Raw genomic sequence first — 13,934 nt, 5'->3', positions numbered from 1 at the left:
ATGTATCCGGTTATAAAATTTAGGGCGAGAAAGAAAAAACCATGGCTAATGTCCGAGTGCATTGAGCAACTCCGCCGGCAGACTACCGCTTTCCAGCAGGGCTTGCGCTTCGTCCTCGGACATTTGTTCGAGTTTGTCGAGCCACTCGGCCAATTGATCTTCGTCGCTTGATTCAAGCTGTTTTTTTAGCAATGTTTCGCTTAATTCGGCAATCGTTGGCGCAATGAAAAACAGCGTCAATTCCAGGTCTACCTTGAACGTATGCTGAAGCCGTGACACCAGTTGCGTGGCAAGCAAGGAGTGTCCTCCCAAGTCGAAAAAGTTATCGTGAATGCCGATTTTGTCGATGCCCAAGTATTCTTGCCATAATTCCGCGATCGCCATTTCACTTTCATTACGAGGAGCCTGATAAGGATAGTCCAAGTCGGGACGGTCGTGACGCTTGCCGGCAGCGGATGTTTGGGTCGTTGCCGGGGTATCCGACATGCGGTCGAGAGCCTTTCGGCGGAAACGAGGATCGCTGGTGGCAATGATGATAGCGGTCGATTCGCCCAATGCCATCAGACGCAGGAAGGCATTGCCGCCTTCCTGCGGGGTCATGGCAATGTCGGCCAAGGCCGAGTTTATCCCGGGTGCTTCACCTTCTTCTTGCCATACATCCCATTGCACGACGATCCAGGGGTAGGCGCCGGTCTGATTGTGTTGCCTGGCAAAGGCCTCCAAATAAACGCAGGCAACGGCATGAGTCGCTTGTCCAATACCGCCGAGTTCGGCGGCTAAGGAGGACATCAACAGGCAGAATTCGATATGCCGCTGTTCGAGAGATTGCTTTAGGGCGTTAAGGGATTGTTGCTGGATTTGCCAGTAGGCGTCCTGCTCTGCTTTGCCTATGGTTTGCATCAAGGAAAACGGACGAGAACTGCTCATGTCCGCCGCGTGGATGACGCCGTCAAGCCCCCCGAAGTGGTGTTCCGCCTGGTTCAATACCGAATTAAGACTAGGCGTATCGAAGTCGACAAGACGGAGGGGCAACACTTCGCAACCCAAAGCTTCCAGCGCGCGAATTTGTTCCACGGCGATGGAATCCAACGAAGCCGAGGTGGTGAGTATCAGTTTGGCTTGAACCATGGCGGCCACGTGCCGGGCAAACAACAAGCCGATGCCTTCGAGGCCGCCGGTGATCAGATAAATCCCGCCGTTGCGAAGCAAGCACGGGACTTCTTCATGCGGACTATCCGGCCTAACCGCTTCCAGGCTGGGAATCCAGCGGTAGCCATTGCGCAGGACCAGCAGAGGCTCTTTTGCCTCAACGCTCAATTCTCGGGACAAGCGGCTGGCTAGGCGGTGTAGTTGAACCGCCGTCGTCGGCAGCGGAATATCAATCGCTTGCGCACTGAGATGAGGCAACTCCCAGGGCAGGGTACGCAGCAGACCGAGCAGCGAGGCTTTGCCCGGATCGATAGGCTCGTTAGCGCCGACATCGCGAATGCCGTTGCCGATCACGCTGAGCTCGACCGGCACACCGTCAGGCCGCCGGCTCAGTGCTTGAATCAGCGCTAGCAGCGGGTCGCAGTGTCGGCTCAAGTCTGTCGCGCCGGCATCGGGTTTGCTCAATGCCCATAGATAGACAATCTGTCTTGGCAGTGCGTTTTCCCGGTCCAAAGCGTCTAGTAGCGCATCGAAGTCGGAGGGATTGGTCGGGTTTATGCTGTAAGCGCGCTGATGTTGCCGGGTAAAACCGGCGCCAACGTTAACGGTAATGATTTGGCGATCGTTTTGTGCCTGATCCGTGGTCAATGTCTCAGCCAGTCCGATTTCGTCGGCGAACACCAGCCATGCAGAGACTGATGCCGAGGGCGTCGGGGCAAGACTGGCTTTCCACGACGGCAGGTAGAACCAGTCGGCCGGGTTGGCTTGTCTGCTGCCTGCAGTGCTTTTTGCGGCTTCTCCGGCGACAGGTTTGCCCGCTTCTATCCAGTAGCGACGACGCTGAAAAGGATAGGTGGGCAGCGGTACGCGCAAGCGCCGCTCATCTCGGTAGAATCCATTCCAATCAATGTCGATGCCGGCCAGCCATAAATCGGCGAGACTACGTAGCAGAAAACTCTGCGCATCGCGATTTTCCTGAGCTTGAGGCAGGCTAGACAGACATAGGGGCTGCGTTTTCAAGCCGGCGGCAAGCCCTGCCAAACCGCCCAGGGTGCGTCCCGGCCCAACTTCCAACAATACCGGAGTAGCATCGGTCGCCAGTAACACCGCAAGTCCCTCACCAAAGCGCACGCTGTGGCGCAAATGTTTGGCCCAATAATCAGGGCTACAGGTTTCTGCTGCGCTAATCCAGGTTCCGGTGAGATTGGACAGATAGGGGATTTGCGGCGGCTTGAGTTCAATAGCCCGCAGTAATTCGGTAAAGGGCGCCAGAATAGGCTGCATCGCCGCAGAATGGAAGGCGTGCGAGGTATGCAGCAAGCGGCTGGACAGGCCTTGAGTATTCAGTCGATTTTGTAGCAATTCAATTGCCGACAGCGGGCCGGAGACCACGCACAGTTCGGGGCCGTTGACGGCGGCAAGGTCGATCGGCTGCGCTATTTCAGCCAGCAGCGTCAGCAGTGCCGGTTCAGCCATAGGCACCGCCAGCATGGCGCCGACCGGCATGGACTGCATCAATCGGCTTCTGGCTGCGACCAGGGTTAAGGCGTCGGACAGCGAGAAAACCCGGGCGATACATGCGGCAACGTATTCGCCGAGACTGTGGCCAATCATGGCGTAGGGTTTTAAGCCCCAGCTCATCCATAATCGCGCCAAGGCGTACTCGATGCTAAACAACGCCGGTTGCGCCAGTGCGGTTTGTTTTAATTGGATGGCCGCCGCTGCCGTTTCGGTGGCGTTGGGGAACAATAATGTCCGAATGTCCAGGCCGAGTTCCGGCAGCAGGATTTGCGCGCATAAATCGATTTGTTCCCGGAATACCGCTTCTTGAAGATACAACTCTGCGCCCATGCCCGGATATTGGCTGCCCTGGCCGGGGAACATAAACACCACGCCGCGTTGGGCTTGATGATCGACGTGGCTGTTCGGCATGGTGCGGAGTGCTTTAATCGCTTCCCCGGTGGACGTGCAGGTAAAGGCCCGCCGGTGGGCGAATGCCCTGCGGCCTTTTTGCAAGGTATGGCAGGTGTCGGCCAGATTTATGTGCGGTTCTCGTTCCAGAAAAGCGGCCATATTTTTCGCCGCGGCCGACAGCGCTGCATCGGTTTTCGCGGAAATCATCATCAGTTGCAGCGGACGGGAGGATGACCCTGGCTCGGGCAGCGGGGCTTCTTCGAGGATGGCGTGGGCGTTGGTTCCGCCCACCCCAAACGAGCTGATACCGGCGCGGCGCGGCGCGGCTGGGTCGCGGGGCCAGGCTTGCAAACTGCCGACGACGTAAAAAGGGCTGTCGGCTAGGTTCAACTTGGGGTTAGGCTGTTTAAAATGCAAGTTGGGGGGAATCATGCCGTGATCGAGCGCCAGCGCGGTTTTGATCAAGCCCGCCAGCCCCGCCGCTTTATCGACATGGCCGATGTTGGATTTGACCGAGCCTATCCCGCAGTAGCCCTTTTTATCCGTGCCGGCGCGAAAGGCCTGGGTGAGGGCGGCAACTTCGATTGGGTCGCCCAAAGGCGTTGCCGTGCCATGGGTTTCGACGTAACTGATGGTCGCCGGACTAACCCCTGCCACGGCTTGCGCCTCGACGATGACTTCGGCCTGACCGTTGATGCTGGGCGCCGAATAGCCGACTTTCGCCGCGCCGTCGTTATTGATCGCGCTACCTTTGATGACTGCGTAAATGCGGTCGCCATCCGCCAGGGCTTCGCTGAGCCGTTTTAGGACCACTGCGGCAACGCCATTGCCATCGATTAAGCCGCTAGGTTCGGCGTCGAATGGGCGGCAGTGGCTATCGGGAGAATACGCCGTTCCCGCTTCATATAAATGCCCCATTTTTTCCGGCAAATGGATGGAGATGCCGCCGACCAGCGTCATATCGGATTGATAGGTCAGCAGGTGTTGGCAGGCAAAGTGTACGCCGACCAGCGAGGAGGAGCAGGCGGTGCCGATGTCGATCGCCGGTCCCTTGAGATTCATGCTGTAGGCGATCCGGCTGGGGACAAAGTCCTTATCGTTATAAATGGACAGTTGAAAACCGCCGACTTGCTGCAGCAAACCGGGATTGGAAAGAATATTAAAAGGCAGATAGGTGTTCATGCCCGCGCTGGTAAACACGGCGATTCGGCCTGGGTAGGTTTCCGAATCGTAACCGGCGTGCTCCAGCACTTCCCAGGCACACTCCATCATCAAGCGATGTTGCGGATCCATCAACTCGGCTTCCCGCGGGGAAATTCCGAAAAATGGCGCATCGAACATTTCCACGTCGTCCAAGATCGCCTTGGCCGGCACGAATAGCGGATCACGGATGGTTTCCAGGTCCAGGCCCGAAGCCAGCATCTCGGCTTCGGAGAATAGCGACACGGCTTCCACGCCGTCGCGCAGGTTTTGCCAAAAGCTTTCCAGGTCGGGCGCGCCCGGCATGCGCACGGCGATGCCGACGATGGCGATGTTTTCTTGGTCTTCGCCTATTTCTTCGTGATTCATAGCCTCTACTTCCTAGACATGAGTGGTGCTGCGTCGACGAGCTTGCTGATCGACGGCGGCTTTTTGGCGGCTGACCCGGTTTTTGATCACCTCGTAATCGACTTGAATCGGTGCCGTGTCGTTGCCGATAAACGCCGCCAACGCGCTGATCGTCGGGTATTTGAATAGCTCGACCACCAGACAATCGGTTGGCAATAGCGCTTGCAGTTTTTGATAGGCTTGCAGTATCAGCAGGGAGTTGCCGCCTATATCGAAAAAGTTGTCGCGAATGCCCACGTTGTCCAGTTGCAGGATTTCCTGCCAGACGGCGGCGATCTGGCGTTCGATGTCATTGCCGGGCGGCATGAAGTCTTCGGCCCGATCGGGACGCGACCGATCGGGGACGGGCAAGGCCAGGCGGTCGACCTTGCCGTGACTGGTCAACGGCATCTCTGTCAGCGGCACGATAACGGCCGGCACCATATATTCCGGCAGCAGCAATTTGAGCGCTTGGCGCAATTGGTCGGTATCCAGCGATTGATCCGGTATCGGAGTTACATAGGCTACCAGCCTGTGATGGCCGGGTTGATCCTCACGCAGCAGGGCCACGGCCTCGCGCACATTCGGCTGGTCGGTGAGAACGGCTTCGATTTCTCCCAGTTCGATACGATAGCCGTGCAGTTTGATTTGATGATCGATGCGGCCCAGGAATATCAGCGTGCCGTCGGCCAAATAGCGGGCACGGTCGCCAGTTTTGTATAAACGGGCACCCGGTTCGCCGACATCATCGCTAAACGGATCGGGTACGAAGGCGGCGGCGGTCTGGCCCGGTCTGTCCAGATAACCGCGGGCCAGTCCCTCGCCGCCGATGTACAGTTCGCCGGGAACGCCCGGCGGCGCGGCTTGCAGATATTGATCCAGTACATACAGACGGGTGGCGCGAATGGGTCTGCCAATCGGCACGGACCCGGCAATCGGTCTATCGGCCAGATAGGTGCAGCAACCGACCACGGTTTCGGTTGGGCCGTACTCGTTGACCGCCAGCGTATCGGTATCCCTGAACCAAGGATCGAGCGAGGCTCCCGGCAAGGCTTCGCCGCCGAGGACCAAATAGCGGGCGAGATGGGCGGAGGCGTTGGGGTCGGCGGCACGCAGGGCATTTAGAATCTCCAGATGAGCCGGGGTCAGCTTGATAAAACTAAACCGGTATGGGGAGCGGTGTAGGGCGGCCAGGGCTTCGAGTTCCTCGCCGTCGGGTAGCAAAACCACTTGGCGTCCGGCCAGCAAGGGTACGAACAGGCTGGTGACGGTGGCGTCGAAACCGATGGAGCCCAACACCGGTGCGCCATCGCCTTGATCGACCTTGTAGGCGCTTACCGCCCATTGCAGATAATTGACCAAGCCTTGATGTGAAATCATCGCCCCTTTGGGTTTGCCGGTCGATCCCGAGGTGTAGATGACATAGGCCAGATGATGGGGCAAAACAGTGTTGAGCGGATTGCTGTCGGACTCGCGATTGATGGTGTCGGCATCCCGGTCCAGACAACAGACTTGCCGAGGCAGATCTGTCAGTCGCGGCAATAGCTTTTCCTGAGTCAGTAACACGGCCACTTCCGCATCGCTTTGCAAGAAAGCCAAGCGCGCGGCTGGATAGCTGGGATCCATGGGCAGGTAAGCGCCGCCGGCTTTGAGGCTGGCCAACAGCGCGACCATCAGTTGCCAGGAACGCTCCAGGCAAATGCCGACTCGCCGGTCCGGGCCGACGCCGATGCTGCGCAGATAATGGGCCAGGCGGTTGGCGCGCCGATTGAGATTGTCATAGCTAAACAGCTTGCCCTCCGGACCGTCCTCTACCAGTGCGATGCGGTCGGGATGTTTGGCGACCTGTTCCTCCCACAAGGTATGAAAACAAGTCGGACAGGCGGCAGGTTCGGTTTGGTTCCATTGCAGGATTTGCATCAGTCGTTCCGCTTCGCTCAATAAAGGCAGGCGGTTCAGGCTTCGCTCCGGCTGGCTGACGACCGCTTCGAGCAGGGTTTGATAGTAACCGAGCAGCCGCTGTATCGTCGCGGCATCGAAAAGATCGGTGTTGTAATCGCATTCCAACTGCAGTTGATCGTCGCGCAGATTCGCGGTCAGGGTCAGGTCGACGCTGGTGTAACTGCGCGGTTGCGGATACACCTTTAGCTGTAAGCCCTCGACTTCGGGGATCTCCGCCTGGCGTTCAAGGTTAAAAATGCTGCCGAGCAAAGGCGAACGGCTGTTGTCGCGCTTAAGCTTGAGTGTGTCGAGCAGGCGGGCGAATGGATAATCCTGGTGCTGGTAAGCATTGAGCAAGGTATTGCGGATTTGCAGCAAGTGTTGGTCGAAACGGCTGGCTGGGTTGATTTCGCTGACTATGGGCAGCAGGTGCACACAGTAGCCGACCAAAGCATTGCCGCCTTCCAGTCCGCGTCCGGTGTAGGGTGCGCCGATGACTAGTCGCTGTTGACCGCTGAGTCGGTGCAACAACACCGAGTATGCCGCCAGCAAGACCATATACAAGGTACAACCCTGTTGGCTCCCCAGGTTTTTCAGGGCTTGCAGCAGGCTGGCTTCGATTGTCGAGCTTGCTCTAGCGCCGTTATAGGTTTTGACGGAGGGACGCTGGCGGTCGGCCGGCAAGTCCAAAGCCGGAAGCGGTGTGGCGAATTGTTGCAGCCAATAGCGTTCGTGTTCCGCCATCGCCGCCGAGTTGATTTGGGTTTGCTGCCAGCGGATGAAATCGCGATATTGAATCGGCGTAGCCAGCTTGGCGGTCTCGCCACGGCAAGCCGCTGCGTAGAAAGCCATGATGTCATTCAGGACGATGCCCGTGGAGGGGCCATCGCCAATGATGTGATGGGCGGACAGCGACAGCACATGGCGTTCGGCGCCGAGTTTGAGGAGGGTGGGGTAGAACAAGGGGCCCTGTGTGAAGTCGAATAGCTGCCGGGTTTGCTCCTGTAACCAGTGTTGAAGTTTGGCTTCGGGATCTTTCTCGGCGCTTAAATCGATACAAGGCAGGCTTAGCGCTAGCGGCGCTTGCACCCATTGCTGTTCGCCGGTGGCGTCGATGAGGGTACGCAAGGATTCGTGGCGAGCAATGGTCTGTTCCAAGGCGAAGCGCAGCGCCGCTTGATTCAGCGGTCCTTGCAGCAACATCGCCGCCGGATCGTTATAGGCGCGATGACCGTCTTTATCGAGCTGGCCCAGCACCCACAATTGTTTTTGCGCTTCGCTCAGCGCAAATCCAGGCTGGCTGCCGGAAGCGACCTCAGGGTATTTTGCCTTGAGCTCGCTGATTTGCGGCAGGTTGGCGATGACCGAAGCGGGCGCGACGCCGAAGTCGACGAAACAAGCGAGTTCATCGACGCCGATACTGAGCAGTTTTTCGACAATCGGCACACAACTTTCGGGGGAGCCGATCAAGGCGCTGCTGGCCACATATTTTTCATAGGCTTTGCCGACGATGTAGGCTTTATCTTCCGGTGTTACCCGTTCTAAATCCGTAGACGGCCCTACGTCCTGGGCCATTTTCTGGAACAGGCCGATGCTGGACAGCAAATAGTCGCACATCGGCTGGCGGGCTTCGCGTATAGCTTGTTCGGCGTCGGCGCACAGATAGGTGTGGATCAATACCGTGACATTGCCAGCCTTGGGGTCGTGACCATGTTCAGCCAAGGCTTGCCGATAGGTGGCAATATTGTCCGCCAGGTCTTCCAGCGATTGGCCCATCAGATTGGTCAGCACGCCCAGCCCCATCTCGCCGGCTTTACGGTAGGTGTCCGGGTTATTGACGATGGTGAGCCAGGCGGGGAGCGATGCTTGTTTCGGCCGCGGGTAAATGCTCAGTTCAACCTGACTATTGTTGCCGCCGCGCCGCGTGATGCTTTCCCCCCGCCACAAATGCCGGATGGTTTCTATGCCTTCAAAGGTTAACTCGCGGTGATGGCCGTAAGCATCGGGTGCGAACACGAAGTCGTTAGGATGCCAGCCCGAAGCAAAACCAATGCCGACGCGACCGTTGGACAGGTTGTCCACCAACGCCCATTCTTCCGCGACCCGGACCGGGTTATGCAGCGGTAAGACCACGCTGCCGGCGCGCAGTTGCAGGTGTTGGGTCTCACGCGCCAATGCGGCGGCCAGCACCGAAGGATTGGGTGAAAATCCGCCGAATTCGCTGAAATGCCGTTCGGGAATCCATAGCGCCCGAAAGCCTTCGCGGTCGGCATAACGCGCGCCTTCCAGCAGCGGATCGTATTTGCCGTCGGAAAAATCGGCATCGTAATTGCCGAAATAGAACAGTCCGAAAGCCAGGCCGCGTCGCCCTGTCGTCGATGCAGTCCTGGCCGGAAATGCGCTTTCCCGGTGGCTGAGCTTGGAGTTGTGGCGGAACCAGGTTCTATCCGTGGAATCCGCCAGGTGTTTATGGGTGGCAATGGCGGCCGCTTGATTGCATTCCGGCAAGAAGCCGCCTTGGCGTAATTCCGCAACGCTTTCCTTGACTGCCCGAATCAGCAGCTCAAGGTCTTCTTCAGTATGGGCCGTGGACAGGAAACAGGCGCGCCATTCCCAGATGTACACGCCTTTTTCCAGCAAGTGGTAGTAAAACATCTCCAGATTGCCGGGAAACTTGAAGTGGAAGGTCGAGGCGAAATGGCATACCCGAAGTTCCAATTTCTCGGCTATGAAATAGTCGTTGAGGGATTTGGCCAATGCGGCGGTGCGTTGATTGAGGCGTTCTTGCAGCGCCGGTCCTTGCTCTTTGAGATGGCGTAGCGTGGCCAGGCAGGCGGCCATCGAAAACGGGTGCTGACAGAACGTGCCGCCGAAATAGGTGCGGGTAGCGCGCGGATAGGAGGCGTCGCCGTATTGCCAGAAACCGCCGTCGATACCGTCGAGGAAGCGTGCATCTCCGGCGACGGCACCGATGGGCATGCCGCCGCCGATAATTTTGCCGTAGGTGGCAAGATCGGCTTTGATACCGAACAGCCCTTGCGCGCCGGCGGGATGGGCGCGGAAGCCGCTGATCATTTCGTCGAAAATTAGCGCGACGCCGGTTTGCCGGGTCAGGCCGCGCAATTGCTGCAAAAATTCAAGCGGTTGAAAATCCAGGCGGCGGCTTTGTACGGGTTCTACCAGCACCGCTGCTATTTCGTGGGCATGTTCGCGGATGATGTTAAGGCTTTCCTGGGTGCCGTATTCGAGTACCAGAATATCCTTGGCCAGATTCGGCGGTACGCCGGGTGATACCGGTTCGGAGCGAAGTTCGCCGTCGACGCGGGTGGTTTTAGCCAGGGTGCCGTCGGAATGGCCGTGGTATGAGCCTTCGAAGATCACGATTTTATGTCGGCCTGTGGTGGTGCGAGCCAGGCGCAATGCGATCATGATCGCTTCGGTGCCTGAGTTGGTGAAGGCGACGCGTTGGTGACCGGTTATTTCGGCGAATAGCTCGGTGATTTCCTGCATATGCTCGGAGCGCGGGCCGAGCTGGAAGCCGTGTTGAATTTCCGTTTCCAGCACGCCCTGCATGAATTCGGGGCGGCTTCCGAACAGCAGCACGCCGAAGCCCATGGTCAGGTCGACATAGCGGTTGCCGTCAATGTCGCGTAGCCGTGAACCCATCGACTCGGCGCCGGTGATGGGGTAGAGGATTTCTTTGGTCGAAAAACGAAAGCCGATGCTGGCTCGACTGTCGGCCAATCCCGGCCTGCAGGCTTGAGCCAGCGCTTTAGATTTAGGGGTTTTTTTCTGATAGCGCTCGATCAGGCTCTCAAGGTGTCGGCTTTGCTGCGGACTCAGCCCGCTTGCGCCCGGAACGATAGGATTGTTGAGCGCCCGTAGCGGCGAAGAACAGTTGTCCGACGCTTGCGGCCGCTCGGTTTGGGCAAGGGCTTGCGCTGGAACTGAACTCTGTGCGACGGCTTGAACCGGAGTGCCGGCGACGGTTGCCGCCGCCGGCAAGCCCTGCAAAACGGCCAACTGCTGGGCCATTAGTTGCGTCTGGGCCAGGATGATTTGTTGTAAAGCGCTGCCGTCGACGCTGCCGCCAGCCGCTAATGCCGTTGCTGGATAAGCGATTGCCGGTGTTGGTACGGGAGCGCTTAAGGATTGAGCGCTGTTGGCGGTCGCCGGTGTGGGTGGCGGCGTTTGCAATTGAGGCGCTTGGGTTGTTACCGACGCTGCCTGTTGCGGTAAATCGCCGCAGCTTCGCTCCGCCAGATAGCCGGCAATCGCGTCTAGGGTGGTGATTTCTTCGAAAAACTGCCGGATTTCGAGTTTAATCCCGAAATTATCTTCAACGATACGCACCCCTTCGACCAGAACCAGAGAGTCGGCACCCATTTCCAGGAACTGGGCGTGGGTATCAATTTCGCCGGGATCGGTGCGTAGCAAGCCGGAAAAAAGCTGGCACAGACGGGCCAAAATGGCTGCGCGCCGGGCGTGCTGATCTTGAACAGGCTGTGACATCACTGGTTGCGGATTGGTCATGGTCGATTCCTTGGGAGGGAGCCAATAAGATTTGCGTTGAAAGCCATAAGTGGGGACACAAACACGGTTGCGGCCAAATGCCGCATCGAAGCCAGACCAGTCGACGTCCGCGCCGCGTGCGTAAGCCTCGGCCAAGCTAGTCGAGATCACGGTCCAGTCGGGTTTTTGTTGCAGCAGGGACGGCAGCCAAGTGGCCGATCCGCTCAGGCGCTTGCCCAGATTCGTTAACACTTGGCCGGGGCCGATTTCCAGAAATAGTTCGAAATTTCGGCCAACAGCAGGCGCCGCCTTATCTTCATCGTTCACTGCAAGCTTGGGGAGTAGGCTGTTCAAGCCTTCGGCGAAGCGAACCGGCTGGCGGCAATGCCGGCGCCAATACGCGGCATCGGGAATTTCTTCGCTGGCCAATGGTCGTCCGCTCAGGTCGGAGATAAACGGCAACTTCGGCGCTTGGAAACGGATTTGGCGGGCATAACTCTCAAACGGATCCAGGATAGGCTCCATCAGCGGCGAATGAAAGGCGTGGCTCACTTGCAAGGGATAGGTTTCGATGCCGGCTTCGCGGAACTGCTCGAGTAATGTGGCCAACGCCGCGCTACGGCCGGAGACCACGATATGTTGGGGGCCGTTGATCGCGGCGATGCTCAACTGCTGCCGATGCGGTGCGATGGCGGTCGCCACCCGCGCCTCATCGGCAAAAATCGCCGCCATCGAGCCATCCTCGCTGAGCGTTTGCATCAACCGGGCGCGTTCAGCCACCAATTTAAGGCCGTCTTCAAGGCTGAATACACCGGCGACACAGGCTGCGGCATAAGCGCCTATGCTGTGACCGAATACCGCGGCGGGTTCCATGCCGAAGGACCGCCACAGACCGGTCAAGGCATATTGCAAGGCAAACAGGGCGGGCTGGGCGTAGCGCGCTTGTTTAAGCAAGTCTTCGTTGTCACTACGGTTTGTCTCGGCATAGAGGACGGACAGCAGCGGTTTTTCCAAAAGCGGTTCGAGGATGGCCGCACAGTCGTCCATCGCCAGGCGAAAACCGGGATGGAGAGTATATAAATCGCGGCCCATGCCGGGATAAATAGAGCCCTGCCCGCTAAACATCAACACCGGTCGTAGCGGTTTGGCGGGTGGAGGGCCGCCGACAAAAAGTCCGGGGCTGGCCTGGTTTTCGCTAAAGGCGGCAAGCCGCTGCCGCAGCTGGGACGGGTCTTCGGCGCACACCGCAATGCGATGTTTGAAATGTTGACGACCGGTATTGGCGCTGAAGCAGATGTCCGCTAACGGCGCTGACGATTGCTGCAAAAATCGTTGGTAAGAAACCGCCAAGTCATTTAGCGCCGGTTCGGTTTTGGCCGAAAGGGCCAGAATATGCTGCGGGCGGTCTTGCGCTGGAGAAAGTGTTTCTTTCAGCGGAGCTTCTTCGAGAATCAGATGGGCGTTGCTGCCGCTGGCGCCAAAGGCGCTCAGCCCGGCCAAACGGCGTTTTTCGCCTCTGGGCCAGGGCGTCAGTTGGGTGATAGGGCGGATATTCAGCTGGTCCCAGCCGATGCGTGAATTGGGCTGCTTTATGTGCAGCGTCGGCGGCAATTCTTCGTGGCGCAGGGCCTGAACCAGCTTGATCAATCCGGCAACGCCGGCCGCCGATTCCAAATGACCGATGTTGGATTTTACCGAGCCGACCAGTAGCGGGCGCTCCCGGCCTGGTGCTTGGCCCAGTACTTCACCCAAGGCCTGAGCTTCGATAGGATCGCCGAGTGATGTGCCGGTTCCGTGGGCTTCGATATAGTCGATTTCGTGCGCCTGCACCCGGGCTTTGCTCAAGGTTTGGCGTAGCAGCTTTTGTTGCGCCACGCCGTTCGGCACGGTAAATCCGCTGCTGGCACCGTCCTGGTTCACGCCCGAGCCGCGAATTAGCGCTAGGATCTGATCGCCCGCCGTCAGGGCGTCGGCGTAACGTTTGAGTATGACAATGCCGCAGCCTTCGCCGCGGACGTAGCCGTTGGCGGCATCGTCGAAACTTTTGCAGCGTCCGTCCGCCGACATCATGCCGGCGGCGGATAGGGTGATATTCAGCAACGGCGACAGCGTCAGGTTGACGCCGCCACTTAACGCCAGATCGCAGTCTTTGGCGCGTAGCGCGGTGCATGCCAAATGGATGGCCGTCAGCGAGGAAGAACAGGCTGTATCGACCGCCATGCAGGGGCCTTGCAAACCCAGCACATAGGACAGTCTGCCGGCACAGGCATTTAACGGGGTGCCGGTATTGAAATAGGGGTTTACCTGGCCTTGATCTGCGCGTTCGGCCTGGAGCAGACCGTAATCGCTGGCGGTGACGCCGACAAACACCCCGGTCGGGCTGCCTAGCAGTCGTGAAGCCGGTAAGCCGGCGTGTTCCAGCGCTTCCCAAGCGACTTCGAGCAGCAGGCGTTGTTGCGGATCCATGCTTTCGGCTTCCCGCGCGGAAATGCCGAAAAAAGCCGCATCAAAGCGGTCGGCCTGTTCAATAAATCCGCCGTAACGGGTATAGGCCTTGCCGGGTCGACCCGGTTCCGGATCGTAATAGGCGGAGGCGTCCCAGCGTTCCGCCGGAATTTCGCGGATTGCGTCCCGGCCATTACGTACAAGCTCCCAGAAGGCGTCGGGATCGTTAGCGCCGGGGGTTCGGCAGCCCATGCCGATAATCGCGATAGCTTCGCTGGCCGCCTGTTCGAGGCGATCGACTTTACCGCGCAATTGCTGGATAGCCGTATAGGCTTTCTGCAAGGGAGTGAGTTCATCCGGGAGCCCTTGAGCCATCTCTGTTTATC

The 13,934-nt window shown here is 58.5% G+C and carries 2 protein-coding genes; both read right to left on the bottom strand.

The window, feature by feature from the left end:
- Positions 1 to 45 precede the first annotated feature (45 nt).
- Entirely contained in the window at positions 46 to 4,632 is a 4,587-nt protein-coding gene (locus tag EBA_RS19575) for a type I polyketide synthase (RefSeq protein WP_192376271.1), read from the bottom strand.
- 12 nt (positions 4,633 to 4,644) lie between these two features.
- Positions 4,645 to 13,923: a non-ribosomal peptide synthetase/type I polyketide synthase gene (locus EBA_RS19570; RefSeq protein WP_192376270.1), complete on the bottom strand. Its 9,279-nt coding sequence runs from the start codon at positions 13,921 to 13,923 to the stop codon at positions 4,645 to 4,647.
- Positions 13,924 to 13,934: the final 11 nt, after the last annotated feature.

This window comes from Methylomonas albis (genome assembly GCF_014850955.1).
Classification (GTDB): Bacteria; Pseudomonadota; Gammaproteobacteria; order Methylococcales; family Methylomonadaceae; genus Methylomonas; species Methylomonas albis.
Note: the sequence above shows the minus strand (reverse complement) of the source record. Positions and strands in the feature narration are given on the sequence as shown.

Bases quoted from the DNA above. Each gene is read 5' to 3' on its own strand.
- EBA_RS19570 (WP_192376270.1), bottom strand. From the start codon at position 13,923: ATGGCTCAAGGGCTCCCGGATGAACTCACTCCCTTGCAGAAAGCCTAT.
- EBA_RS19575 (WP_192376271.1), bottom strand. From the start codon at position 4,632: ATGAATCACGAAGAAATAGGCGAAGACCAAGAAAACATCGCCATCGTC.